The 22317-nt window shown below is 68.2% G+C and carries 36 protein-coding genes; 1 reads left to right on the forward strand and 35 read right to left on the reverse strand.

Going from position 1 to position 22317, the window contains the following annotated elements:
• Positions 1–12 precede the first annotated feature (12 nt).
• Entirely contained in the window at positions 13–618 is a 606-nt protein-coding gene (locus AB0J33_RS09020; RefSeq protein WP_363611559.1) for a methyltransferase, read from the reverse strand.
• A gap of 102 nt (positions 619–720) precedes the next feature.
• On the opposite strand from AB0J33_RS09020, the gene AB0J33_RS09025 reads away from it, so the two are divergent.
• Positions 721–1812, forward strand: coding sequence for a hypothetical protein (locus AB0J33_RS09025; protein ID WP_363611561.1), 1092 nt, complete (start codon positions 721–723; stop codon positions 1810–1812).
• 12 nt (positions 1813–1824) lie between these two features.
• Here AB0J33_RS09025 and truA read toward each other — a convergent pair whose 3' ends face one another.
• The 34 genes from truA to tuf form a co-directional block, all read right to left on the reverse strand.
• A complete protein-coding gene (truA, locus tag AB0J33_RS09030; RefSeq protein WP_363611563.1) occupies positions 1825–2655 on the reverse strand; it encodes a tRNA pseudouridine(38-40) synthase TruA in 831 nt (276 codons plus the stop codon).
• Between the two features lie 67 nt (positions 2656–2722).
• A complete protein-coding gene (rplQ, locus tag AB0J33_RS09035; protein WP_210820368.1) occupies positions 2723–3280 on the reverse strand; it encodes a 50S ribosomal protein L17 in 558 nt (185 codons plus the stop codon).
• A gap of 34 nt (positions 3281–3314) precedes the next feature.
• Positions 3315–4337 (reverse strand): DNA-directed RNA polymerase subunit alpha, encoded by a 1023-nt coding sequence (locus AB0J33_RS09040; RefSeq protein WP_007465227.1) that lies wholly within the window; start codon positions 4335–4337, stop codon positions 3315–3317.
• A 98-nt stretch (positions 4338–4435) separates the two neighbouring features.
• Positions 4436–5062, reverse strand: a complete 627-nt coding sequence (gene rpsD, locus AB0J33_RS09045) for a 30S ribosomal protein S4 (RefSeq protein WP_030489600.1) — start codon at positions 5060–5062, stop codon at positions 4436–4438.
• Between the two features lie 13 nt (positions 5063–5075).
• Complete coding sequence (gene rpsK, locus AB0J33_RS09050; protein WP_030329919.1) at positions 5076–5483, reverse strand: 30S ribosomal protein S11; 408 nt, start codon at positions 5481–5483, stop codon at positions 5076–5078.
• Between the two features lie 87 nt (positions 5484–5570).
• Positions 5571–5951 carry a 30S ribosomal protein S13 gene (gene rpsM, locus AB0J33_RS09055; RefSeq protein WP_030329917.1) on the reverse strand — a complete coding sequence of 127 codons (381 nt, stop codon included), beginning with the start codon at positions 5949–5951 and terminating at the stop codon, positions 5571–5573.
• A gap of 265 nt (positions 5952–6216) precedes the next feature.
• Complete coding sequence (gene rpmJ, locus AB0J33_RS09060; protein WP_043965539.1) at positions 6217–6330, reverse strand: 50S ribosomal protein L36; 114 nt, start codon at positions 6328–6330, stop codon at positions 6217–6219.
• Between the two features lie 91 nt (positions 6331–6421).
• Positions 6422–6643 carry a translation initiation factor IF-1 gene (gene infA / locus AB0J33_RS09065; RefSeq protein ID WP_007073013.1) on the reverse strand — a complete coding sequence of 74 codons (222 nt, stop codon included), beginning with the start codon at positions 6641–6643 and terminating at the stop codon, positions 6422–6424.
• A gap of 660 nt (positions 6644–7303) precedes the next feature.
• Positions 7304–7867: a DUF1707 domain-containing protein gene (locus AB0J33_RS09070; RefSeq protein ID WP_363611567.1), complete on the reverse strand. Its 564-nt coding sequence runs from the start codon at positions 7865–7867 to the stop codon at positions 7304–7306.
• Between the two features lie 44 nt (positions 7868–7911).
• The gene (map, locus tag AB0J33_RS09075) at positions 7912–8763 is read right to left on the reverse strand and encodes a type I methionyl aminopeptidase (protein ID WP_363611569.1); all 852 of its coding nucleotides are present in this window, start codon (positions 8761–8763) and stop codon (positions 7912–7914) included.
• 87 nt (positions 8764–8850) lie between these two features.
• Positions 8851–9504 (reverse strand): adenylate kinase, encoded by a 654-nt coding sequence (locus tag AB0J33_RS09080; protein WP_088950228.1) that lies wholly within the window; start codon positions 9502–9504, stop codon positions 8851–8853.
• Positions 9505–10833, reverse strand: coding sequence for a preprotein translocase subunit SecY (gene secY, locus AB0J33_RS09085; protein WP_363611571.1), 1329 nt, complete (start codon positions 10831–10833; stop codon positions 9505–9507).
• Between the two features lie 233 nt (positions 10834–11066).
• Positions 11067–11510, reverse strand: a complete 444-nt coding sequence (rplO, locus tag AB0J33_RS09090) for a 50S ribosomal protein L15 (protein WP_030329906.1) — start codon at positions 11508–11510, stop codon at positions 11067–11069.
• Positions 11510–11692, reverse strand: a complete 183-nt coding sequence (gene rpmD / locus AB0J33_RS09095) for a 50S ribosomal protein L30 (protein WP_074314584.1) — start codon at positions 11690–11692, stop codon at positions 11510–11512. Before rpmD ends, rplO begins: the two co-directional genes overlap by 1 nt.
• Positions 11692–12306 (reverse strand): 30S ribosomal protein S5, encoded by a 615-nt coding sequence (rpsE, locus tag AB0J33_RS09100; protein ID WP_074314587.1) that lies wholly within the window; start codon positions 12304–12306, stop codon positions 11692–11694. The genes rpmD and rpsE overlap by 1 nt, the downstream gene beginning before the upstream one ends.
• Before the next feature lie 33 nt (positions 12307–12339).
• Positions 12340–12729 (reverse strand): 50S ribosomal protein L18, encoded by a 390-nt coding sequence (rplR, locus tag AB0J33_RS09105; RefSeq protein WP_030329901.1) that lies wholly within the window; start codon positions 12727–12729, stop codon positions 12340–12342.
• Entirely contained in the window at positions 12726–13268 is a 543-nt protein-coding gene (gene rplF / locus AB0J33_RS09110; RefSeq protein ID WP_357279176.1) for a 50S ribosomal protein L6, read from the reverse strand. Before rplF ends, rplR begins: the two co-directional genes overlap by 4 nt.
• A 16-nt stretch (positions 13269–13284) precedes the next feature.
• On the reverse strand, positions 13285–13692 hold the full coding sequence (gene rpsH, locus AB0J33_RS09115; protein ID WP_007465270.1) for a 30S ribosomal protein S8: 408 nt from the start codon (positions 13690–13692) through the stop codon (positions 13285–13287).
• Positions 13693–13808: 116 nt separating this feature from the next.
• Positions 13809–13994: a type Z 30S ribosomal protein S14 gene (locus AB0J33_RS09120; RefSeq protein ID WP_007465272.1), complete on the reverse strand. Its 186-nt coding sequence runs from the start codon at positions 13992–13994 to the stop codon at positions 13809–13811.
• Between the two features lies 1 nt (position 13995).
• The gene (gene rplE, locus AB0J33_RS09125) at positions 13996–14562 is read right to left on the reverse strand and encodes a 50S ribosomal protein L5 (protein WP_030329896.1); all 567 of its coding nucleotides are present in this window, start codon (positions 14560–14562) and stop codon (positions 13996–13998) included.
• Entirely contained in the window at positions 14562–14882 is a 321-nt protein-coding gene (rplX, locus tag AB0J33_RS09130) for a 50S ribosomal protein L24 (protein ID WP_007465276.1), read from the reverse strand. Before rplX ends, rplE begins: the two co-directional genes overlap by 1 nt.
• The gene (rplN, locus tag AB0J33_RS09135) at positions 14879–15247 is read right to left on the reverse strand and encodes a 50S ribosomal protein L14 (protein ID WP_007073026.1); all 369 of its coding nucleotides are present in this window, start codon (positions 15245–15247) and stop codon (positions 14879–14881) included. The genes rplX and rplN overlap by 4 nt, the downstream gene beginning before the upstream one ends.
• Positions 15248–15344: 97 nt before the next feature.
• Complete coding sequence (rpsQ, locus tag AB0J33_RS09140) at positions 15345–15623, reverse strand: 30S ribosomal protein S17 (RefSeq protein WP_112584814.1); 279 nt, start codon at positions 15621–15623, stop codon at positions 15345–15347.
• A complete protein-coding gene (gene rpmC / locus AB0J33_RS09145) occupies positions 15620–15856 on the reverse strand; it encodes a 50S ribosomal protein L29 (protein ID WP_007465283.1) in 237 nt (78 codons plus the stop codon). The genes rpsQ and rpmC overlap by 4 nt, the downstream gene beginning before the upstream one ends.
• Positions 15856–16281 carry a 50S ribosomal protein L16 gene (gene rplP, locus AB0J33_RS09150; RefSeq protein ID WP_053653940.1) on the reverse strand — a complete coding sequence of 142 codons (426 nt, stop codon included), beginning with the start codon at positions 16279–16281 and terminating at the stop codon, positions 15856–15858. The genes rpmC and rplP overlap by 1 nt, the downstream gene beginning before the upstream one ends.
• A gap of 3 nt (positions 16282–16284) precedes the next feature.
• Positions 16285–17154: a 30S ribosomal protein S3 gene (gene rpsC / locus AB0J33_RS09155; RefSeq protein WP_091402401.1), complete on the reverse strand. Its 870-nt coding sequence runs from the start codon at positions 17152–17154 to the stop codon at positions 16285–16287.
• Positions 17154–17612: a 50S ribosomal protein L22 gene (gene rplV / locus AB0J33_RS09160; protein WP_089018943.1), complete on the reverse strand. Its 459-nt coding sequence runs from the start codon at positions 17610–17612 to the stop codon at positions 17154–17156. The genes rpsC and rplV overlap by 1 nt, the downstream gene beginning before the upstream one ends.
• Positions 17613–17653: 41 nt before the next feature.
• On the reverse strand, positions 17654–17935 hold the full coding sequence (gene rpsS / locus AB0J33_RS09165; protein ID WP_007465299.1) for a 30S ribosomal protein S19: 282 nt from the start codon (positions 17933–17935) through the stop codon (positions 17654–17656).
• 12 nt (positions 17936–17947) lie between these two features.
• Complete coding sequence (gene rplB / locus AB0J33_RS09170; RefSeq protein WP_030329891.1) at positions 17948–18787, reverse strand: 50S ribosomal protein L2; 840 nt, start codon at positions 18785–18787, stop codon at positions 17948–17950.
• A 12-nt stretch (positions 18788–18799) separates the two neighbouring features.
• The gene (gene rplW / locus AB0J33_RS09175) at positions 18800–19102 is read right to left on the reverse strand and encodes a 50S ribosomal protein L23 (protein ID WP_007465304.1); all 303 of its coding nucleotides are present in this window, start codon (positions 19100–19102) and stop codon (positions 18800–18802) included.
• The gene (gene rplD, locus AB0J33_RS09180) at positions 19099–19749 is read right to left on the reverse strand and encodes a 50S ribosomal protein L4 (RefSeq protein WP_030489587.1); all 651 of its coding nucleotides are present in this window, start codon (positions 19747–19749) and stop codon (positions 19099–19101) included. Before rplD ends, rplW begins: the two co-directional genes overlap by 4 nt.
• Entirely contained in the window at positions 19746–20411 is a 666-nt protein-coding gene (rplC, locus tag AB0J33_RS09185) for a 50S ribosomal protein L3 (protein ID WP_030329888.1), read from the reverse strand. The genes rplD and rplC overlap by 4 nt, the downstream gene beginning before the upstream one ends.
• 11 nt (positions 20412–20422) lie before the next feature.
• The gene (gene rpsJ / locus AB0J33_RS09190) at positions 20423–20731 is read right to left on the reverse strand and encodes a 30S ribosomal protein S10 (RefSeq protein WP_007073037.1); all 309 of its coding nucleotides are present in this window, start codon (positions 20729–20731) and stop codon (positions 20423–20425) included.
• A 350-nt stretch (positions 20732–21081) separates the two neighbouring features.
• Complete coding sequence (gene tuf, locus AB0J33_RS09195; protein WP_363611579.1) at positions 21082–22275, reverse strand: elongation factor Tu; 1194 nt, start codon at positions 22273–22275, stop codon at positions 21082–21084.
• Between the last annotated feature and the right edge of the window lie 42 nt (positions 22276–22317).

A 22317-nucleotide genomic window follows, 5' to 3' on the forward strand; every position in this document is an offset into this window, starting at 1 on the left:
GGGTACATCCAATTACCGGGTGACGCGCAGCACCCGGAAGCCCTTCTGGCTGGCGTACCGCTCGACCTGCCAGGTCTGCTCGGTGAGCCAGCGTTGCAGCGAGTCGCCACCGAGGTGCCGGGCCACGACCAGCCAGCCGACGCCGTCCGGGGCGAGGCGGGGCAACCAGCGCAGCAGCAGGTCGTGCAGGCCGTCCTTGCCGATCCGGATGGGTGGGTTGGACCAGAGTTGGGCGAACTGACGGTCTGCCGGGACGTCGTCCGGCGCGCTGACCCGGACGCGGTCGGCGGCACCGATGCGTGCCGCGTTGGCGGCGGTCAGTTCACGGGCCCGAGCGTTGACGTCGACGGCCCAGATGGTGCTCATCGGTGCGAGGTCGGCCAGCACGCAGCTGATCGGCCCGAACCCGCAGCCGAGGTCGAGCAGGTCGCCGCTGGTGTCGGCGGCGGGCAGCTCGGCCTTGCGCAGGAGCACCGCGGTGCCCGGGTCGAGCCTGCTCGCGGAGAAGACCCCGCCGGCCGAGGCGAGGCGGTAGTCGCGGTCGGCGACGGAGAACTCGACCTCGCGCGCCGGGGCGTCGCTGGTGGGCTGAGCGGTGAAGTAGTGGTCGCCGGTCACGCGGCAATTCTCGCACCGACTCTGGGCGGACCAGGCACCGCCCACACGCACATTTCCCCGATATTACCCCCTAAAGGGACAATAACTCCTACTCTGGGCGACATGGTGTATCGGTACCAGTCCGATGAGGACGCTTTCGAGGAGTACCCGGAGTCCGGGTCCGACCTGTCGGTGCTCGGCGCCGGTCCGCCCCCGCCGGCCGGGCCCTCTCCGTCGCGCTTCCCCACGCCGTCGCTGCCCCGGCCGAACCAGCTCTCGCTGCCCTCGTCGCAGCCCCCGCCGACTCGCCCGGACACGCCGCCGCCGCTGCCGACTCGCGCCGACGTTCCGCCTGCCTCACCCCGGAGCCAGATCTACACGTCGGCGATGCAGGTGGAGCGCCCGGCCAAGCGCGGTGGCGGCCGGCTGTGGCAGGTGCTGATCGGCGGCGCAGCCGTCCTGGTGCTGCTCGCCCTCTGCGGCCTCGGTGCCGCCGCGCTGCTCATCGACCGCAACGAGCAGCCGCAGACCAACCCGACGTACCAGCCGAACGCCGCCCCGACATCCGCCTCGGCGGAACGCCTGGCGCTCGACTCCCGGGACACCGACCAGGCGCCGCTCACCGCCAAGGAGCTCTTCCCCGGCAAGGAAGTGAAGCTCACCGACGGCCAGCCGGGCTACCAGGTGCTCAAGACACAGTCCAGCGGCAGTTGCGCCGTCGCCGCCACCGACGAGGTCGCCGACCTGCTGGTCCGGCTCGGCTGCAACCAGGTCGTCCGGGCCACACTCACCACACCCGACGGCGGCCACCTGGTCACCGCCGGCCTGTTCAACCTCACCGACAAGGTCAGCGCGGAACGAGCCCGGGACCGGCTCCGACAACTGCTCGACGAGCGGCAGGGCCGCTTCCGTGGTCTCACCGGCGACGACGGCGACGGCACCGATGTGCTGGCCAGCGCCCCGGCGCGGGTCGGCTGGCAGGTCCGTGGCCACTACCTGGCGTACGCGCTGGTGGTCCGCAAGGACGGGGCGGCGGTCAAGGCGGGAGACGCCAAGGTCCGCGAGATCCTGTTCGACATGATCGAGCTGCACCTCAGCCGGGGTGTGCTCCAGAACCGGGCCGACGGTGGCACCGCCGCCCAACCGACGGCAGCGCCGACCGGCAGCAACGCGAACCAGGGCGGCACCGGCGAGGGTGGCCTGCCGGGCGACTGAGCCGGCGGGCGGTCAGCCCTCGATCGGAACCCGCAGCCGGCGGGTGAGGCTGGCACGGTGGGCGTACTCGGCCGGATCGGCCGGGTAGCCGACGGCGACCAGGGTCAGCCCGCGCGCGGGGGCCACGGTCACCTCGCTGGACCGCTCCCGCTGGGTGAGCAGGGTGCCCGGCCACTCCACCGGGCGGCGGCCGTCCCCGGCCACCAGCATGGCCCCCACCAGGCTGCGCACCATCGCCTGGCAGAACGCGTCGGCCTGCACGGTGGCGACCAGGATGCCGTCCGGGTCGCGACGCCAGTCCAGCCGGGTCACCTCGCGCAGGGTGGTCGCGTGCTCCTTGCGCCGGCAGTACGCGGCGAAGTCGTGCTCCCCCACCAACCCGGCCGCCGCGGCGTTCAGCGCGACCAGGTCCAGCTGCTTCGGCCAGGCCAGCACCTCGTGCCGGCGCAGCGGCTCCGCGCCGAAGGGGGCGTCGGTGACCCGGTACTCGTAGCGCCGGAAGGTGGCCGAGAACCGGGCGTCGAAGTCGGCCGGCACCTCGGTCATCGCCCGCACCCGCACGTCGGTGGGGAGCAGCCGGGCCAGGCGACGCAGCAACCGCCCCTCGTGCTGCTGCCACACGTCCACGGGCAGGTCCAGGTGGCACACCTGCCCGGTGGCGTGCACCCCGGCGTCGGTGCGCCCGGCCACCGTCAGCCCGGTGGCCGTACCCGCGCCGAGGACCAGGTCCAGGGTCTCGACGAGCACCCCCGCGACGGTGCGCCTGGTCGGCTGGGCGGCCCAGCCGGAAAAGTCGGTGCCGTCGTAGGAGACGTCCAGCCGCAGCCGGATTCGCTCGTCCACCTCGTACCTCCTGTCACGGGTCGGGCCCGACACCCCGATGGGGTGCCGGGCCCGACGTTGCCCTTGATCAGGCCTTGTTCTCGGTGGCCTCGTCGCTGTCTTCGCGGGCGGCGTCGGTGTCACCGGACGCCGACACCGGCGCCTCGGAGTCCTGGTCGGCCGGAGCCGACTGCGGGGCTTCGTCGGCCGGGGCGAGCGCCTCGACCTTGTCCTGCTGCGCGGCCTTGCGGGCGGCGGTCTTCTTGTTCACCTTCGGCTCGGCGACCTGAAGCTCTTCCACCAGCTCGATGATCGCCATCGGCGCGTTGTCACCCTTGCGCGGACCGGTCTTCACGATCCGGGTGTAACCGCCGGGGCGGTTGGAGTACCGGGGCGCGATCTGGTCGAACAGGGCGTAGACGACGTCCTTGTCCTTGACGACACCCAGCACCCGCCGCCGCGAGGCGAGGTCACCGCGCTTGGCCTTGGTGATGAGCTGCTCGGCCAGTGGGCGCAGCCGCCGGGCCTTCGTCTCGGTGGTCTGGATCTTGCCGTGCTGGAACAGCGCGGTCGCCAGGTTGGCCAGCATCAGCCGCTCGTGCGAGGGGCTGCCGCCGAGGCGGGGGCCCTTGGTGGGCGTGGGCATTTTTGGTGCTCCTCAGTTGTGGCGGCAGCGCGGACTAGAGCTGCTCGGTCTCGCGGTAGTCGTCGGTGTCGTAGTCGGCCTCGCCGAAGGTGTCCACGACGTGCGCCGGGTCGAAGTTCGGAGCCGAGTCCTTCAGCCCGAGACCCATCCCGGCGAGCTTCATCTTGACCTCGTCGATCGACTTCTGACCGAAGTTGCGGATGTCGAGGAGGTCGGCCTCGGTACGCCCGATGAGCTCACCAACGGAGTTGATGCCCTCGCGCTTGAGGCAGTTGTAGGAGCGGACGGTGAGGTCCAGCTCCTCGATCGGCAGGGCAAGGTCCGCCGCCAGCTGGGCGTCCTGCGGGGACGGCCCGATGTCGATGCCCTCGGCGGTCTCGTCCAGCTCCCGGGCCAGCCCGAACAGCTCCACCAGCGTCGAACCGGCGGAGGCCAGCGCGGTACGCGGGCCCATCGACGGCTTGGTCTCGACGTCGATGATCAGGCGGTCGAAGTCGGTACGCTGCTCGACACGGGTCGCCTCGACGCGGTAGGTCACCTTCAGCACCGGCGAGTAGATCGAGTCGACCGGGATCCGGCCGATCTCGGCGCCGGACTGCTTGTTCTGCGCCGCCGTCACGTAGCCGCGGCCCCGCTCGACGGTCAGCTCCATGTCGAGCCGGCCCTTGCCGTTCAGGGTGGCGAGCTTGAGATCCGGGTTGTGCACCGAGACGCCGGCCGGCGGCTGGATGTCGCCCGCGGTCACGTCGCCCGGGCCCTGCTTGCGCAGGTACATGCTGACCGGCTCGTCGTGCTCGGAGCTGACGCACAGCTCCTTGATGTTCATGACGAGCTCGACCACGTCCTCCTTGACACCGGGGATCGTGGTGAACTCGTGCAGCACACCGTCGATCTTGATCGAGGTGACGGCCGCGCCCGGGATCGACGACAGCAGCGTACGCCGCAGCGAGTTACCCAGGGTGTAGCCGAAGCCCGGCTCCAGCGGCTCGATGGCGAACCGCGACCGGGTCTCGTTGATCGACTCCTCGGAGAGGGAGGGTCGCTGGCTGATGAGCATCTTTTCTCTTCTCTTCCGGGGCGCCCGCTATTTGACGCCCACGACACAAACTGTTCCGGTGGCCCGCCCCGAGGGGCGGGCCACCGAACGAGCTCGGACTACTTGGAGTAGAGCTCGACGATCAGCTGCTCCTGGACCTGCGTGTCGATGACCTGCCGGGCCGGGAGGGAGTGCACGAGCACCTTCATCTGGCTCGGGATGGCCTCGAGCCACGCCGGAACCGTCTTCGAGCCGGCCTGAGCCTGCGCGACGATGAACGGGGTGAGCTCCTTGCTCTTGCCCCGAACCTCGATGATGTCGTGCTCCTTGACGCGGTACGACGGGATGTCGACCTTCTTGCCGTTCACCGTGAAGTGACCGTGCTTGACCAGCTGGCGGGCCATGTCCCGCGAGTGGGCGTAGCCGGCCCGGTAAACGACGTTGTCCAGCCGCGACTCGAGGATCTGCAGGAGGACCTCACCGGTCTTGGCCTGCTTGCCAACAGCTTCCTCGTAGTAACCGCGGAACTGCTTCTCCAGCACGCCGTAAACCCGGCGGGCCTTCTGCTTCTCACGGAGCTGGAGCAGGTACTCCGTCTCCTTGGTGCGGCCGCGGCCGTGCTGCCCGGGCGGGAACGGCCGGGACTCGAACGGGCACTTCGGACCATCGCACTTGCTGCCCTTGAGGAACAGCTTCATCTTCTCCCGCCGGCAACGGCGGCAGTCTGCACCGGTGTAACGAGCCATCTCTCTCTACCTCTCAGACCCGACGACGCTTAGGCGGACGGCATCCGTTGTGCGGCTGCGGGGTGACGTCGGCGATCTGGCCGACCTCCAGCCCGACGGCCTGCAGCGAACGGATCGCGGTCTCCCGGCCGGAGCCGGGGCCCTTGACGAACACGTCGACCTTGCGCATGCCGTGCTCCATGGCCCGACGCGCGGCGGCCTCGGCGGCCAGCTGAGCGGCGAACGGAGTCGACTTGCGGGAGCCCTTGAAGCCGACCTGGCCGGCGGAGGCCCAGGAGATGACCGCACCGGTCGGGTCCGTGATGGACACGATGGTGTTGTTGAAGGTGCTCTTGATGTGCGCCTGCCCGTGGGCGACGTTCTTGCGTTCCTTGCGCCGGACCTTCTTTACAGCGGCTCCGGCACGAGCCTTCGGTGGCATAAGTCTGTGCGCTCCTAGTTGACTTTCCGGATTGGGTTGCGGCCTGCCCGCCCTCAGCGGCGGCCGACCCCGTCATCCGGTTAAGAACTACTTCTTGCCGGGCTTCTTCTTGCCGGCGACGGTCCGCTTCGGGCCCTTGCGGGTCCGGGCATTGGTCTTGGTCCGCTGGCCACGCACGGGCAGGCCCCGGCGGTGCCGGATGCCGGCGTAGCAGCCGATCTCGACCTTGCGGCGGATGTCAGCGGCGACCTCGCGGCGCAGGTCGCCTTCAACCTTGTAGTTGCCCTCGATGTGGTCGCGGAGCTGCACGAGCTCCTCGTCCGTGAGGTCCCGAGCGCGCTTGTCCGGCGAGATGCCGGTGGCGGCGAGTGTCTCCAGGGCACGGGTGCGACCGACCCCGAAGATGTAGGTGAGCGCGATCTCCAACCGCTTTTCGCGGGGGAGATCCACGCCGACTAGACGTGCCATGTGCGGGCGTACTCCTCGTGATGTGTGGCGGAGGTGTGGACCCGTCCCACCCCGCTACCGGCCGTCCCGTCTTTCCGACGCGGTGAGCGCCGGCGACCGGGATCGGTCGCTGCCCGAGCGGGCCCCGGCCTCCGACCGGGGGTCAGCCACGCAGAGGTACGTCTGGCGTACCGCTCGCGGCTGGGACGAGCATGTGTGATGTGTGTGTCGCTGAGGATCTGCCTGGACCAACGCCACCCGGCCGTGTCCGGCCGGACGGGCTGAGTCAGCCCTGGCGCTGCTTGTGGCGCGGGTCGCTGCAGATGACCATGACCCGGCCGTGCCGGCGGATAACCCGGCACTTGTTGCAGATCCTCTTGACGCTCGGCTTGACCTTCACGGTTGCCTTACTTCCCATCTGGCCCGGGGACGCGCGATGCGCGACACCGGACGTCGAAGACGGACACGGGACTTCCCGGCCGTCGTCAGGACTACTTGTAGCGGTAGACGATGCGCCCGCGGGTCAGGTCGTACGGCGAAAGTTCGACGACGACCCGGTCCTCCGGAAGGATGCGGATGTAGTGCTGCCGCATCTTCCCGCTGATGTGAGCCAACACCTTGTGGCCGTTCGCGAGCTCCACCCGGAACATGGCGTTCGGCAGGGGCTCGATGACCCGACCCTCGATCTCAATGGCTCCGTCTTTTTTCGGCATGTCCTCCGCTGTCCTGACGTCGATTGCTCCGGGCGGCCCACAACGTCTTACACGGAAATCTGATCAGAATCAGAAGACCGCGCCAGCCGCGGCTCCAGGTCCCACCGAAGCGCAGGGTGGGCATGCCGGAGTGGACGCTGTGCGCCGATCTGAAAGTGTACGCCCGCCTGCAGTCCGCCGCCAAACCGGCCACCCAACGAGCCTCGCCCAACCCGGCGTGCCCCCTCCCAAGCGCCGCCGAGCCCCCGCACGCCCGCCACCCGAGCCCCGCAAGCGCGTGATCCACTCGCCTTCCTTGAAACCGCGGTATCCGAGCGAGGTGAATAGCGCGACTTCAGCAAAACCGAGTGGATCACGGCGTATGTCCCGGGCGGCACTGCTGATCGCCTAGCCCAGGACGCTGCAGACGACCCTACGGCGAGCGCGATCCCGCGCCCAAGATCGCGCAACATCCCGGATGTAGTGGCATCGGCGCACCGTGAGGCCACTACATCCTGGTTCCAGCACGATCTTGGCAAGCAACGGAGCACGAGGCGCGGACAGGGCGGCAGCGCGAGCACGAACGCAGCGCGAGCACGAACGCAGCGCGAGCACGAACGCAGCGCGAGCACGAGCGCGAGCACGAGCGCGTGCGCGGCACCCGCAAGTGCGCGGGGTGGGTCAGGCTGGGGCTGGGGGATCGTGCCGTTTGTCTGGTTCGATCCCGTGCGACCCCGACCTGCGGTCTCGCTTCGCGCGCCTGCGTTCTCGCTCGACGGCGCGACGCCGGGGCTCTCCCCCGGTCAGCCCGGTCACCGTCTGGATCACCAGCACCGCACCCCACGGTCCGGCCACCCAGGCCGGCCAGAAGTAGAGCAGATCCTGGCTGAGGGCCGAGGTAACCGCCCAGATGGTCACCACGATGGTGATCACCTTCAGGTACGGCAGCCACAGCTCGGCCATCCAACGAGCGTTGACGTTCCCGGTGGGCGAGGCATCGAGTCGGCCGGCCGTCGGCGCGGTCGCCGTCGTCGGGGCCAGGCCGGAGCGCTGCGGCGGCGTCACCGGCGGCAAGTCGGTGAGCAGAGCCTCCAAGTCGGCGTACGTGCGTGCCGCGTAGGCCCGCTGCAACCGCTCGTCGTACTCGTGCAGGTCCAGTCGGCCCTCGTTGAGGGCGACCCGTAACCGTTCGGCCACCGCTTCTCGGTCCGCGTCCGCGGCTCGCATCCCGTCGCGCCCGTCCATGCCGGCAAGCATGCCACCGCAGCGCCAGTCGCGCGTCTGGCGTGTCAGGGGGTCGTGGAGGCGGCGGGCTGGCGGGCGGTGACCAGGTCGCCCAGGCGGGCGCGACCTCCGTCGAAGGCGGTGAGCACCCAGACCCCGTCCGGCAGCAGCGCCATCGAGTGCTCGACGTGCGCGGCCACCGAGCCGTCCCGGGCGACCACCGTCCACCCGTCGGCCAACTCGGCGGTACGCGGCGACCCCATGGTGATCATCGGCTCGATGGCCAGCGCCATACCGGGGACCAGTCGCGGGCCCTTGCCCGGCCGGCCGTGGTTGAGCACGTGCGGGTCCTGGTGCATCTCGGTGCCGATGCCGTGCCCGCCGTAGCCGTCGACGATGCCGTACCGGCCGCCCTTGCGGACCGCGGTCTCCACGGCGTGCGAGATGTCGGTGAGGCGGCCCTTGCCGCTGGCGGCGCCACGCGCGGCGGCGGCGATGCCCGCCCACATCGCGTCCTCGGCGACCTCGGCCATCTTCAGCAGCGCCGGGTCGACGTCGCCGACCCCCACCGTGATCGCGGAGTCGCCGTGCCAGCCGTCCAGCACCGCGCCGCAGTCGATGGAGATCAGATCGCCGGCCTGGAGCACCTGCTGCGGCGAGGGGATGGCGTGCACGATCTGCTCGTTGACCGAGGAGCAGATCGACGCCGGAAAGCCGTGATAGCCCTTGAACGACGGGATGCCGCCCGCCTCGCGGATGGTCGCCTCGGCGATCGCGTCCAGATCGGCGGTGCTCACACCGGGGGCGACGGCCTCGCGCATCCGGCGCAGCGCCTCGGCCACCACCAGGCCGGCGGCCCGCATCTTCTCGATCTGGTCAGGGGTCTTCAGCTGGATGTCCAGCTGGGGACGACGCATGGAGCGGTTACCTTTCGTTGCCGAACAGCGGGGCACATAACGCGTACCCCGCTGTTCGCACTCTATCCGCCGTGGCCCGGCCGGACCTCAGCCGCCGTACGACCGCAGCGCGTCGATGGCCCGGGTGGTGACGTCCTCCACCGGGCCGGTGGCGTCGATCCCGACCAGCTTGCCCTGAGCGCCGTAGTAGTCGACCAGGGGTGCGGTCTTCTCGCTGTACTCCCGAAGCCGGGTGGCGATCGTCTCCGGCTTGTCGTCGTCACGCTGGAACAACTCGGCGCCGCACCGGTCGCAGATGCCGGGCCGGGTGGTGGCGTCGAACTCGACGTGCCAGATCTTGCCGCAGCCCCGGCAGGTACGCCGACCGGAGAGCCGCCGGATCACCTCGTCGTCGTCGACGACCAGCTCCAGGACCAGATCCAGGGCGGTGCCCAGATCGGCGAGGAGCTTGTCCAGAGCGGCAGCCTGCGGAGTCGTCCGCGGGAAGCCGTCGAGCAGGAACCCCTCGCTGGCGTCGGGCTCGGCCAGCCGGTCCCGGACCATGTTGATGGTGACCTCGTCCGGAACCAGCTCGCCCGCGTCCATGTACCGCTTCGCCTCGACACCGAGCGGCGTGCCCTGGGTGACGTTCGACCGGAAGATGTCCCCGGTCGAAATCTTCGGCACCGAGAGGTGCGCGGCGATGAACTCGGCCTGCGTGCCCTTGCCCGCCCCCGGCGGGCCAACCAGAACGAGTCTCATCTACCGCAGGAACCCTTCGTAGTTCCGCTGCATGAGTTGGCTCTCGATCTGCTTCACGGTCTCCAGACCGACGCCGACCATGATGAGCACAGCGGTGCCGCCGAACGGGAAGTTCTGGTACTGCTGGTTGTCCAGCCAGATGAAGAAGAAGTTCGGCAGGATCGAGATGACGCCGAGGTAGATCGCGCCCGGCAGGGTGATCCGGCTGAGGATGAAGTCCAGGTAGTCGGCGGTCGGCTTGCCCGGGCGGATGCCCGGCACGAACCCGCCGTACTTCTTCATGTTGTCGGCGACCTCGGTCGGGTTGAACGTGATCGAGACGTAGAAGTACGTGAAGAAGATGATCAGCAGGAAGTAGACCGAGATGTAGATCGGGCTGCTCGGGTTGACCAGGTTGTTCTGGATCCACGCCTGCGTCTTGCCCGGGTCGGTCTGGTCGAAGAACTGCAGCGCCAGCTGCGGCAGGTAGAGCAGCGACGAACCGAAGATGACCGGGATCACACCCGCCTGGTTGACCTTCAGCGGGATGTAGGTCGAGGTGCCGCCGTACATCCGCCGGCCGATCATCCGCTTGGCGTACTGCACCGGGATCCGGCGCTGCGCCTGCTCGATGAAGGTGACCGCGGTGATGACCACCAGGACCAGCACGATGACCAGGGCGAACATGTCCCAGCCCTTGCTGGTCTTGATCTGCCAACCCTCGCTGGGCAGCCGCGCCGCGATCGAGGTGAAGATCAGGACGGACATGCCGTTGCCGACGCCGCGGTCGGTGATCAGCTCGCCGAGCCACATGACCATGCCGGTGCCGGCGGTCATCGTCATCACCAGGATGGCCAGGGTCAGCCAGTCCGGGATGCCGGTGCCGGTGGGGATGATCGGGAACTGGTCGCACTTGTTCTGGAACAGCTGGCCCGAGCGGGCCAGTGCCACGAACGCGGACGCCTGAAGCACACCCAGACCCAGGGTCAGGTAGCGGGTGTACTGGGTGATCTTCGCCTGACCGGCCTGGCCCTCCTTGCGGAGCTGCTCGAGGCGGGGGATCACGACGGTCAGCAGCTGCAGGATGATCGACGCGGTGATGTAGGGCATGATGCCCAGCGCGAAGACCGAGAGCTGTAGCAGCGCTCCGCCGGAGAAGAGGTTGAGAAGGTTCACCACCCCGGTGGTGTCACCCTGGATGGTGTCGAGGCACTTCTGCACGTTGCCGTACGAGACGCCCGGGCTGGGGAGCGTCGCACCCAGCCGGTAGACCGCAATGATGCCTACTGTGAACAGCAGCTTCTTGCGCAGGTCAGGCGTACGGAACGCACTGAGAAAGGCGGACAGCAACTTCTTCCTCCTGCGCGAGGCGGGCCGCCGGTGATCCCTGGCGGGTCGGGGTGGATCACGGGCGAGTGCCCGCAATCCATGGCTGGGATGGGACTCTAACAGCCCCAACCCGGTCCGGGCAGATGCGCCCGACTACATAAATCGAAACCGATGTTACCGGGCGCTCAGGCCCCAGGCAGACCATGGCGCCCGCCAGTTGCTCTCAACTGGACGGGCGCCATGGGTCGTACGCCTTACAGCTCGGTGACGGAGCCACCGGCGGCGGCGATCTTCTCCTTGGCCGACGCACTGAACGCGTGCGCAGACACCTGGAGCGCCACACCGCCGAGGTCCCCGGTGCCGAGCACCTTGACCGGGTGACCCTTGCGGACCGCGCCGGACTCAACCAGCTCCAGCGGGCCGACCTGACCACCGTTCGGGAACAGCTCAGCGAGTCGGTCCAGGTTGACCACCTGGAAGACCACCTTGAACTTGTTCTTGAAGCCCTTCATCTTCGGCAGGCGCATGTGGATGGGCATCTGCCCACCCTCGAACGCCGCCGAGATGTTCTTGCGGGCCTTGGAACCCTTGGTACCGCGACCAGCGGTCTTGCCCTTGGAACCCTCACCGCGACCCACACGGGTCTTCGCGGTCTTGGAACCGGGCGCCGGGCGCAGGTGATGCACCTTGATCGTCATTACTCGACCTCCTCGACCTTCACGAGGTGGTTCACAGTGAAGATCATGCCGCGGATCTCGGGCCGGTCCTCCTTGACCACCACGTCGTTGATCCGCTTGAGACCGAGCGACCGCAGCGAATCACGCTGGTTCTGCTTGGTCCCGATACCGGACCGGACCTGGGTGACCTTCAGGCGTGCCATCAGTGCGCCACCCCCGCACGCGACGCCAGCATGGCGGCCGGCGCGACGTCCTCCACCGGCAGACCACGACGCGCCGCGACCTGCTCGGGGGACTCGAGCCCCTTCAGGGCCGCCACGGTGGCGTGCACGATGTTGATCGGGTTCGACGAACCGAGGCTCTTGGAGAGCACGTCGTGGATCCCGGCGCACTCCAGCACGGCACGCACCGGACCACCGGCGATGACACCCGTACCGGCCGAGGCCGGCTTGAGCAGCACCACACCAGCGGCGTCCTCACCCGTCACCGGGTGCGGGATCGACTGACCGATCCGCGGGACCTTGAAGAAGTGCTTCTTGGCCTCCTCGACACCCTTGGCGATGGCCGCGGGCACCTCCTTGGCCTTTCCGTAGCCCACGCCGACCGTGCCGTCGCCGTCGCCCACGATCACCAGGGCGGTGAAGCTGAAGCGACGACCACCCTTCACGACCTTGGCGACGCGGTTGATCGCGACGACCCGCTCAAGGTGCGGGGTCTTCTCGACGGGCGCGTTTCCGCGGCCGCCCTCACGGCGGTTGTCGCGGCGACCACCCTCGTTGCCACCGGACCCGCCGCCACGGCGCTGTTGACCTGGCATCAGCAGCCTTCCTTCTCTCTCGTGACGGGGTTGTTAGAACTCGAGCCCGGCTTCGCGGGCGGCGTCGGCAAGCGCGGCGACTCGCCCCGCGTACCGGTTGCCACCGCGGTCGAAGACGACCTTGGAGACGCCGGCGGCCTTGGCCCGCTCGGCGAGCAGAGCGCCCACCTTGCCAGCCAGGGCGCTCTTGTCGCCCTCCGCACCGCGCAGCGAGGCGTCCAGGGTCGACGCCGACGCCAGGGTGTGCCCCTTGGTGTCGTCGACGATCTGGGCGACCATGTGCCGCAGCGAGCGGGTGACGACCAGGCGCGGACGCTCGGCCGTACCGCTGACGTTCTTGCGGACGCGGAAGTGTCGACGCGCACGCCCAACGGCGCGCTTGGCGGCGACCCCGCGGCGGCGCTTGAGCAGCGTGGCGCTCACTTCTTACCTGCCTTTCCAGCCTTGCGGCGGATGACCTCGCCCTGGTACTTCACGCCCTTGCCCTTGTAGGGCTCCGGCGGGCGGATCTTCCGGATGTTGGCGGCGACCTCACCGACCTGCTGCTTGTCGATACCAGCCACGTGGAACAGGGTCGGCCGCTCCACCGTGAAGGTGATGCCCGCCGGGGCGGAGACGACCACCGGGTGCGAGAACCCGAGCGCGAACTCGAGGTCCGAACCCTTGGCGGTGACCCGGTAACCGGTGCCGGCGATCTCCAGGCTCTTGCGGTAGCCCTCGGTGACCCCGACGATCATGTTCGCAACCAGCGTACGGCTCAGGCCGTGGAGTTCCTTGGCCTTGCGCTCGTCGTTCGGCCGGTTGACGCTCAGCTGCCCATCCTCGGCCCGCTCGATCGTGATCGGCTCGGCGAGGGTGTGCTGGAGCTGGCCCTTGGGGCCCTTGACCTTGACGGTCTGCCCGTCGATCGTGATGTCGACGCCGGCTGGTACCGGGATCGACTTACGTCCAATTCGCGACATTTCTACCTGTCTCCCGTTACCAGACGAAGGCGAGGACTTCCCCGCCAACACTCCGCTTGCGGGCCTGCCGGTCGGTCAGCAGCCCCTGGGACGTCGAAATGATCGCCACGCCCAGCCCACCGAGCACCCGCGGGAGCCCGTCCGACTTGGCGTACACCCGGAGACCGGGCTTGGACACGCGCTTGATGCCGGCCAGGCTCCGCTCGCGGTTCTGGCCGTACTTCAGCTCGACGACCAGTCGCTTGCCGACGGCGCCCTCCTCGGGCTCCTCGACCGACCAGGTGGCGATGTAACCCTCGGCCTTCAGGACCTCGGCGATGTTCGCCTTGATCTTGGAGTAGGGCATCTTCACCTGATCGTGGTACGCCTGGTTGGCGTTACGCAGACGCGTGAGCATGTCTGCGATCGGGTCGGTCATCGTCATGGATTTCGTCAGCCTTTCTCGCCGGGGTTCCCGGGGCATCAGCCCCGGGCCTACGGCGAAGAGCAATACCTAATCGGTGCAGGAGTTCCCGACCGACGGCCGGGACGCGGTCGCCCTTACCAGGAAGCCTTGGACACGCCCGGCAGCTCACCGCGGTGAGCCATCTCCCGGATGCAGACCCGGCAGAGCCCGAACTTGCGGTAGACCGCCTTCGGACGCCCGCACCGCTGGCAGCGGGTGTACGCGCGAACCGAGAACTTCGGCTTCGCGGCCGCCTTGATGATCAGCGCCTTCTTGGCCATCTCAGTTCTCCTTGAACGGGAAGCCCAGGAGCTTGAGCAGCGCCCGGCCCTCGTCGTCGGTCGTGGCGGTCGTGACCACCGTGATGTCCATGCCCCGCTGGCGATCGATCTTGTCCTGATCGATCTCGTGGAACACCGACTGCTCGGTCAGACCGAACGTGTAGTTGCCGTGCCCGTCCAGCTTGCGCCCGTCCAGACCGCGGAAGTCGCGGATACGCGGAAGCGCGATGGAGAGCAGCCGGTCCAGGAACTCCCACATCCGGTCGCCACGAAGGGTGACCTTCGCGCCGATCGGCATGCCCTCGCGGAGCTTGAACTGCGCGATGGACTTGGTCGCCCGCCGCACCTGCGGCTTCTGGCCGGTGATCGTGGCGAGGTCGCGGACCGCGCCGTCGATCAGCTTGGCGTCGCGAGCAGCCTCGCCGACACCCATGTTGACGACGATCTTGACCAGCCGCGGCACCTGCATGGGGTTGCCGTAGCTGTGCTGCTCACGCAGCTGGGCCACGATCTCGTTGCGGTACCGCTCCTTGAGGCGCGGCAGGGTCTTTTCGGTAGCCGTGGTCATCACAGGTCCTTACCGGTGCTACGCGCGATGCGGACCTTCTGGCCGTTGTCGTCGATCCGGTAACCGACGCGGGTCGGCTTGCCGTCGGAGTCCAGGACCTGCACGTTCGAGACGTGGATCGGGGCCTCCTGGGTGACGATGCCGCCGGTCTTGGCGCCACGCTGGGTGGTGCTGATGCGGGTGTGCTTCTTGACCCGGTTCACGCCCTCGACCAGGACCTTGTCCTGCCGCGGGTAGGCCGCAATGACCTTGCCCTTGGCACCCTTGTCCTTGCCGGCGATGACGACGACCGTGTCGCCCTTCTTGACCTTCACGGTCACAACACCTCCGGCGCGAGGGAAATAATCTTCATGAACCGCTTGTCCCGCAGCTCCCGACCCACCGGGCCGAAGATACGGGTACCACGCGGGTCCCCACCGTCCTTGATGATGACGGCGGCGTTCTCGTCGAAGCGGATGTACGAGCCGTCCGGCCGACGCTTCTCCTTGGCCGTGCGAACGACGACCGCCTTGACGACGTCGCCCTTCTTCACACCGGCACCCGGGATCGCGTCCTTGACCGTGGCCACGATGACGTCGCCGATGCTCGCGTAGCGCCGACCCGAGCCACCGAGAACCCGGATGCACAGGATCTCCCGAGCACCCGTGTTGTCGGCGACGCGCAGTCGCGACTCCTGCTGAATCACGTCTATCTCCTATGTCTGCCGGTTCTCCGGCCGCCGTAGCGGCCGGAGCCTGGCGGAACCTACGCCCGACGCAACGCCGGGCGAGCTCGAGCCTTCGCTACTTGGCCTTTTCCAGGATCTCCACGATCCGCCAACGCTTGGTGGCGCTCAGCGGCCGGGTCTCCATGATGAGAACCCGGTCACCGGTGCCAGCGGCGTTCTGCTCGTCGTGCACCTTCAGCTTGCTCGTACGGCGCATGATTTTGCCGTACAGCGCGTGCCGAACCCGGTCCTCGACCTCGACCACGACGGTCTTGTCCATCTTGTCGCTGACCACCAGGCCCTCACGGACCTTGCGGCGGGACCGCGCGGTGGCGGTGGCGGTGTCTTCGGTCATGATGCAGTCACCTCAGTCGGCGCGGCCGAGAGCCCCAGCTCGCGCTCGCGCATGATCGTGTAGATCCGGGCGATCTCCCGACGGATGACCTGCAACCGCCGGTTGTTGTCCAGCTGCCCGGTTGCGGCCTGCACGCGGAGGTTGAACAGCTCCGCCTTGGCCTCCCGCAGCTTCGTGACCAGCTCCTCCTCGGAGAGCTCACGCAGCTCGGTCGCCTTAACGCCCGCTGCCATCAGGATTCACCCACTTCGCGCGTAACAATGCGGCACTTCATCGGGAGCTTGTGGATCGCGCGACGCATGGCCTCTCGCGCGGTCTGCTCGTTGGGGAAGGACATCTCGAAGAGAACCCGCCCCGGCTTGACGTTGGCGACCCACCACTCGGGCGAACCCTTACCGGAACCCATCCGGGTCTCGGCAGGCTTCTTGGTGAGGGCCTGGTCCGGGAAGATCGTGATCCAGACCTTGCCACCACGCTTGATGTGGCGAGTCATCGCGATACGTGCCGACTCGATCTGCCGGTTCGTCACGTACGCCGGCTCGAGAGCCTGGATCCCGAACTCGCCGAACACCACCCGGTTGCCACCCTTGGACGCGCCACTGCGGTCCGGGTGGTGCGGCTTGCGGAAGCCCTTCGGGGGCTTGCGCGGCATCAGCATCTGTCAGCCCTCCTGCTGCGTTTCTGCCGGAGCAGCAGTGGCGGCGACAGCTGCGCTGTCGACCGGCTCGCCGCTCGGCGTCTCGGCCTGCTGCGCGATGGTGGTCGCAGCAGCCCGACCGGCCTCGGTGCCACCAGCCGTGGTGCCGGACGAACCCGACCGGCCACGGCGCGGACGCTCGGGACGGTCGCCGCGCTCACCACGACGCGGGCGGGACGGACCGGCCTCGGCCGGAGCCTCCCGGCCCGGGACGGCGTCGCCCTTGTAGATCCAGACCTTCACACCGATCCGACCGAACGTGGTACGGGCCTCGAAGAAGCCGTACTCGATGTTGGCCCGCAGCGTGTGCAGCGGAACCCGGCCCTCACGGTAGAACTCGGTCCGGCTCATCTCGGCGCCGCCGAGGCGACCCGAAACCTGAACCCGGATGCCCTTGCAGACCGGGTTCTTCATGGCCGACTGCATGGCCTTGCGCATCGCCCGACGGAAGCTGACCCGGCTGGACAGCTGCTCGGCCACGCCCTGCGCGACCAGCTGAGCGTCCGACTCGGGGTTCTTCACCTCGATGATGTTCAGCTGAACCTGCTTGCCGGTGAGCTTCTCGAGCTCACCGCGGATTCGGTCGGCCTCCGCACCCTTACGGCCGATGACGATGCCCGGCCGGGCGGTGTGGATGTCGACCCGGACCCGGTCGCGGGTGCGCTCGATGTCGACCTTGGAAATCCCGGCGCGCTCGAGGCCCTTGGACATCATGCGGCGGATCTTGACATCCTCGCCGATGTAGTCCTTGTAGAGCTTGTCCGCGAACCAGCGGGACTTCCAGTCGGTCGAGATGCCGAGCCGGAACCCAGTGGGGTGAACCTTCTGACCCATTACTCGGCGTCCTCCGTCTTGCTCTGCGCTTCGGCCGGTGCGGCCTGCGTGGCCGGGGCGGCCTTCTTCGCCGCGGCCTTCCTCGGCGCTGCCGGCGCGACCGCTTCGACCGCCACGGTGATGTGGCAGGTGCGCTTGCGGATTCGGTACGCCCGACCCTGCGCCCGCGGCTGGAACCGCTTCATCGTCGGGCCCTCGTCCACGAAGGCCTCGCTGACGAGCAGCGCGTCGGGGTCCAGCCGCTCGTTGTTCTCCGCGTTGGCGATCGCGCTAGCGAGCACCTTGTACACCTGCTCGCTCGCAGCCTGCGGCGCGAACTGCAGCACCGTGAGCGCCTCCTTCGCGGGCAGGCCGCGGACGAGGTTGACCACCCGGCGCGCCTTCATCGGCGAGATGCGCACGTGCCGCGCAACCGCCCGCGCGCCCGGAAGCACCGGAGCGTCGCCCTTTCCTGGCATCGCTGTAACCCCTTGTTCCCTCTATCCGTATGCCCGCGGCGTCAGCGCCGACGGCTCTTCCGGTCGTCCTTCTCGTGACCCTTGAACGTGCGGGTCAGCGCGAACTCGCCGAGCTTGTGCCCGACCATCGCCTCGGTCACGAACACCGGGACGTGCTTGCGTCCGTCGTGCACGGCGATCGTGTGCCCCAGCATCTCCGGGATGATCGTCGAGCGCCGCGACCAGGTCTTGATCACGTTCTTGGAGCCCTTGTCGTTCTGGACTTCCACCTTCTTGAGCAGGTGGTCGTCGACGAACGGGCCCTTCTTCAGGCTGCGAGGCATGTCTTATCTCCCTCAGCCGCGCTTACGCGTGGCGTAGCGGCGGCGGACGATCAGCCGGTCACTCGGCTGGCCCTTACGGCGGGTGCGGCCCTCGGGCTTACCCTGCGGGTTGACCGGGTGGCGACCACCGGAGGTCTTACCCTCACCACCACCGTGCGGGTGGTCGACCGGGTTCATGGCGACACCACGGACGGTCGGGCGCTTGCCCTTCCACCGCATCCGGCCGGCCTTACCCCAGTTGATGTTCGACTGGTCGGCGTTGCCGATCTCGCCGATGCTGGCGCGGCAGCGCACGTCCACCCGCCGGATCTCGCCGGACGGCATACGCAGGGTCGCGTACGCGCCCTCGCGGCCGAGCAGCTGGATGCCGACGCCTGCGGAACGGGCCAGCTTGGCCCCGCCACCCGGACGCAGCTCCACGTTGTGGATCGTGGTACCGACCGGGATGTTGCGCAGCGGCAGGTTGTTACCCGGCTTGATGTCGGCGCCCGGGCCGGACTCGACACGGTCGCCCTGCTTCATGTCCTTCGGCGCGATGATGTACCGCTTCTCGCCGTCGGCGTAGTGCAGCAGCGCGATGCGCGCCGTGCGGTTCGGGTCGTACTCGATGTGAGCGACCTTCGCCGGCACGCCGTCCTTGTCGACCCGCTTGAAGTCGATCAGACGGTACTGGCGCTTGTGACCGCCACCGTGGTGCCGCGTGGTGATCCGGCCGTGGGCGTTACGCCCGCCCTTCTTCGGCAGCGGAGCCAGCAGCGACTTCTCCGGCGTGGACCGGGTGATCTCGGCGAAGTCCGCGACACTCGAGCCACGTCGGCCCGGCGTCGTCGGCTTGTACTTACGGATAGCCATTGTCTACACCCCTCAGCTGACCGGGCCGCCGAAGGCCTCGATGCGGTCACCGTCAGCCAGCTTCACGATCGCCCGCTTGGTCGCCTTGCGCTGACCGAAGCCGGTCTTGGTGCGCTTGCGCTTACCCTGGCGGTTGAGCGTGTTGACCGTCAGGACGCGGACGTTGAAGATCTGCTGGATAGCGATCTTGATCTCGGTCTTGTTCGCGTCCGGGTGCACCAGGAAGGTGTACCAGTTCCGGTTCAGCTCGCTGTAGCTCTTCTCCGAGACGACCGGCGCCACGATGATGTCGCGCGGGTCGGCGATCGTGCTCACTTGCCACCCTCCTCGGTGGTCTCGGCGGGCACGCCCAGGAACTCGTCCAGGGCGTCCTTGGTGAAGACCACGTCGTCGGCCACGAGCACGTCGTACGTGTTCAGCTGGCCGGACTCGATCAGGTGCACGCGCGGCTCGTTGCGCAGCGACACCCAGTTCAGCTCGTCGGTGCTGCTCAGCACGACCAGGACCCGGCGGGCCTCGGTGAGCTTGGTCAGCGTGGCCAGGGCCGCCTTGGTCGACGGCTTCTCGCCCGAGACGAACGCCTCGACGACGTGCACCTGCCCGGCGCGGGCCCGGTCGGAGAGGGCACCGCGCAGAGCGGCGGCCTTCATCTTCTTCGGGGTCCGCTGGCTGTAGTCGCGCGGCACGGGACCGTGCACGACGCCACCGCCGGCGAACTGCGGCGCGCGGATCGAGCCCTGCCGGGCGCGACCGGTGCCCTTCTGCTTGTACGGCTTCTTGCCGCCACCGGCGACCTCGCCGCGGGTCTTGGCCTTGTGCGTGCCCTGTCGGGCCGCCGCGAGCTGGGCCACCACGACCTGGTGCATCAGCGCGACGTTGGCCTGCACGTCGAAGATGTCCTCCGGCAGCTCGACCGAGCCGCTGGTGGTGCCTTCGACGGTGCGCACGTCAACGGTGGTCACTTGGCCGCACCGCCCTTCTTCACCTTGCTCTTGGCCGCGGTACGGACCAGAACGAGCGCGCCCTTCGGACCAGGGATGGCACCCCGGACGAGCAGCAGGTTGTTCTCGGTGTCGACCGCCTGGACGGTGAGGTTCTGCACGGTGTACCGCACGCCACCCATCCGACCGGCCATCCGGGTGCCCTTGAAGACGCGACCCGGAGTGGCGCAGGCGCCGATGGAGCCGGGCGAGCGGTGCTTGCGCTCGACACCGTGGCTGGCGCGCAGACCGTGGAAGCCGTGCCGCTTCATCGGACCGGCGTAGCCCTTGCCCTTGGTCTTGCCGGTGACGTCGATGGTGACGCCGGCCGGGAACTCCTCGACCGTGACTTCCTGGCCGAGCGAGTATTCCCCGGCGTCCGTGGTGCGCAGCTCGACGATGTGCCGGCGCGGCGCCACGTCCGCCTTGGCGTAGTGCCCGCTGATCGGCTTCTTGACCTTGCGCGGGTCGATGGTGCCGTACGCGAGCTGGACCGCGGAGTAACCGTCCTTCTCGGCGCTACGAACCTGGCTGATGACGCACGGGCCGGCCTCGACCACGGTCACGGGGACAACACGGTTGTTGTCCCAGACCTGGGTCATGCCGAGCTTGGCGCCCAGGATCCCCTTGACTTGCCTGTCCATTTGTCCGGTCCCTACAGCTTGATCTCGATGTCGACGCCAGCCGGCAGGTCGAGGCGCATGAGCGAGTCGACCGTCTTCGGGGTCGGGTCGATGATGTCGATCAGCCGCTTGTGCGTGCGCATCTCGAAGTGCTCGCGCGAGTCCTTGTACTTGTGCGGCGAGCGGATAACGCAGAAACGGTTGATCTCCGTGGGCAGCGGCACCGGGCCCGCGACCTGCGCCCCGGTGCGCGTCACCGTCTCGACGATCTTCCGAGCCGAGGAGTCGACGACCTCGTGGTCATAGGCCTTGAGCCGGATGCGGATCTTCTGTCCCGCCATGGTGGCTTCTGTTCCTTCTCTCGATGCCGCTGTGTTGCGGGCGCCTGTACCGGCTGGCACAGGCCCACTTCGCCGACCCCCGCGGTCGGGCGTGTCGCGCCCTCGGGCCGAGCTCCGCCCCTTGGTTCCGGAGTGGTGCTGACCGCGCGGTGGGTCAAGGCGCCGATCGCATTACCGCGACCTGAACGCCGTGCGAGGGTGGTTGGCGACTGGGCCGCCAACCACCCTACGCTCGACTGCCTCGCCACCCGGAGGTTCAGCGAAAGCCGAACACAGGCGACGAACTGTCGTTACGCAACCTGACTAGTATGCCGCACGACCGGCGGCGGGTCTAATCGGGGTTACCTAGTTCACTTGTTAATCTTGGTGACGAACCCGGCGCCGACGGTGCGGCCACCCTCGCGGATCGCGAACTTGAGGTTCTCCTCCATGGCGATGGGCTGGATCAGCTTCACCGACATGGAAGTGTTGTCACCCGGCATGACCATCTCGGTGCCCTCGGGGAGGGTGACGACACCGGTGACGTCCGTGGTCCGGAAGTAGAACTGCGGACGGTAGTTCTGGAAGAACGGGGTGTGCCGGCCGCCCTCCTCCTTGGAGAGGATGTAGACCGTCGCCTCGAACTCCGTGTGCGGGGTGTTCGAGCCCGGCTTCACGACGACCATGCCGCGCTCGACCTCGTCGCGCTTGGTACCACGCAGCAGCAGGCCGACGTTCTCACCTGCGCGGGCGTCGTCCAGGGTCTTCCGGAACATCTCGATCGCGGTGACCTTGGTCTTGAAGCTCTTCTCCTTGATACCGACGAGCTCGACATCCTCGTTCGGCAGGAGAACGCCGCGCTCCACGCGACCGGTGACGACGGTGCCACGACCGGTGATCGTGAAGACGTCCTCAACCGGCATCAGGAACGGCTTGTCGACCTCGCGCTCCGGCTGCGGGATCGAGGTGTCGACCGCGGTCATCAGGTCCATCAGCTTGCCGGTCCACTCGGGGTCACCCTCGAGGGCCTTCAGCGCCGAAACCCGAACGACCGGCAGGTCGTCACCCGGGTACTCCTGCGAGGAGAGCAGCTCGCGGACCTCGAGCTCGACGAGCTCCAGGAGCTCCTCGTCATCAACCATGTCGCTCTTGTTGAGCGCCACGACGATGTACGGCACACCAACCTGACGGGCCAGCAGCACGTGCTCGCGGGTCTGCGGCATCGGGCCGTCGGTCGCCGCCACCACCAGGATCGCGCCGTCCATCTGCGCGGCACCGGTGATCATGTTCTTGATGTAGTCCGCGTGGCCGGGGCAGTCGACGTGCGCGTAGTGCCGCGCCTCGGTCTGGTACTCGACGTGCGCGATCGAGATCGTGATGCCGCGGGCCTTCTCCTCCGGCGCCTTGTCGATCTCGTCGAACGGCGTGTAGGGGTTCAGGTCCGGGAACTGGTCGTGCAGGACCTTGGTGATGGCCGCCGTCAGCGTCGTCTTACCGTGGTCGATGTGACCAATGGTGCCGATGTTGACGTGCGGCTTAGTCCGCTCGAACTTAGCCTTCGCCACTGGTGTCCTCCTGTGGACTTCTTGGTTCGTACGCCCGGCGCG

It is taken from the genome of Micromonospora sp. NPDC049645 (assembly GCF_040675155.1).
Lineage (GTDB): Bacteria > Actinomycetota > Actinomycetes > Mycobacteriales > Micromonosporaceae > Micromonospora.

Excerpts from the sequence above, each read along its gene's own strand:
- AB0J33_RS09080 (WP_088950228.1), bottom strand. The coding sequence starts at position 9,504 with ATGAGACTCGTTCTGGTTGGCCCGCCGGGGGCGGGCAAGGGCACGCAG.
- rplP (WP_053653940.1), bottom strand. The coding sequence starts at position 16,281 with ATGCTGATGCCGCGCAAGCCCCCGAAGGGCTTCCGCAAGCCGCACCAC.
- infA (WP_007073013.1), bottom strand. The coding sequence starts at position 6,643 with ATGCCGAAAAAAGACGGAGCCATTGAGATCGAGGGTCGGGTCATCGAG.
- rpmD (WP_074314584.1), bottom strand. The coding sequence starts at position 11,692 with ATGGCACGCCTGAAGGTCACCCAGGTCCGGTCCGGTATCGGGACCAAG.
- rplF (WP_357279176.1), bottom strand. The coding sequence starts at position 13,268 with ATGTCGCGAATTGGACGTAAGTCGATCCCGGTACCAGCCGGCGTCGAC.
- rpsK (WP_030329919.1), bottom strand. The coding sequence starts at position 5,483 with ATGCCACCGAAGGCTCGTGCCGGAGCCGCTGTAAAGAAGGTCCGGCGC.
- rplE (WP_030329896.1), bottom strand. The coding sequence starts at position 14,562 with ATGACCACGGCTACCGAAAAGACCCTGCCGCGCCTCAAGGAGCGGTAC.
- rpmC (WP_007465283.1), bottom strand. The coding sequence starts at position 15,856 with ATGGCAGCGGGCGTTAAGGCGACCGAGCTGCGTGAGCTCTCCGAGGAG.
- rpsJ (WP_007073037.1), bottom strand. The coding sequence starts at position 20,731 with ATGGCGGGACAGAAGATCCGCATCCGGCTCAAGGCCTATGACCACGAG.
- AB0J33_RS09070 (WP_363611567.1), bottom strand. The coding sequence starts at position 7,867 with ATGGACGGGCGCGACGGGATGCGAGCCGCGGACGCGGACCGAGAAGCG.
- rpsM (WP_030329917.1), bottom strand. The coding sequence starts at position 5,951 with ATGGCACGTCTAGTCGGCGTGGATCTCCCCCGCGAAAAGCGGTTGGAG.
- rpsQ (WP_112584814.1), bottom strand. The coding sequence starts at position 15,623 with ATGACCGAAGACACCGCCACCGCCACCGCGCGGTCCCGCCGCAAGGTC.
- rplC (WP_030329888.1), bottom strand. The coding sequence starts at position 20,411 with ATGGACAGGCAAGTCAAGGGGATCCTGGGCGCCAAGCTCGGCATGACC.
- rpsE (WP_074314587.1), bottom strand. The coding sequence starts at position 12,306 with ATGCCAGGTCAACAGCGCCGTGGCGGCGGGTCCGGTGGCAACGAGGGT.
- rplO (WP_030329906.1), bottom strand. The coding sequence starts at position 11,510 with ATGACGATCAAGGTGCATCACCTGCGCCCGGCGCCCGGTTCCAAGACC.
- AB0J33_RS09025 (WP_363611561.1), top strand. The coding sequence starts at position 721 with ATGGTGTATCGGTACCAGTCCGATGAGGACGCTTTCGAGGAGTACCCG.
- rplV (WP_089018943.1), bottom strand. The coding sequence starts at position 17,612 with ATGCCAGGAAAGGGCGACGCTCCGGTGCTTCCGGGCGCGCGGGCGGTT.
- AB0J33_RS09120 (WP_007465272.1), bottom strand. The coding sequence starts at position 13,994 with ATGGCCAAGAAGGCGCTGATCATCAAGGCGGCCGCGAAGCCGAAGTTC.
- rplQ (WP_210820368.1), bottom strand. The coding sequence starts at position 3,280 with ATGCCCACGCCCACCAAGGGCCCCCGCCTCGGCGGCAGCCCCTCGCAC.
- rpsS (WP_007465299.1), bottom strand. The coding sequence starts at position 17,935 with ATGCCTCGCAGCCTGAAGAAGGGCCCGTTCGTCGACGACCACCTGCTC.
- AB0J33_RS09040 (WP_007465227.1), bottom strand. The coding sequence starts at position 4,337 with ATGCTCATCAGCCAGCGACCCTCCCTCTCCGAGGAGTCGATCAACGAG.
- rpsD (WP_030489600.1), bottom strand. The coding sequence starts at position 5,062 with ATGGCTCGTTACACCGGTGCAGACTGCCGCCGTTGCCGGCGGGAGAAG.
- rpsC (WP_091402401.1), bottom strand. The coding sequence starts at position 17,154 with ATGGGTCAGAAGGTTCACCCCACTGGGTTCCGGCTCGGCATCTCGACC.
- rpsH (WP_007465270.1), bottom strand. The coding sequence starts at position 13,692 with ATGACGATGACCGACCCGATCGCAGACATGCTCACGCGTCTGCGTAAC.
- rplB (WP_030329891.1), bottom strand. The coding sequence starts at position 18,787 with ATGGCTATCCGTAAGTACAAGCCGACGACGCCGGGCCGACGTGGCTCG.
- map (WP_363611569.1), bottom strand. The coding sequence starts at position 8,763 with ATGCGTCGTCCCCAGCTGGACATCCAGCTGAAGACCCCTGACCAGATC.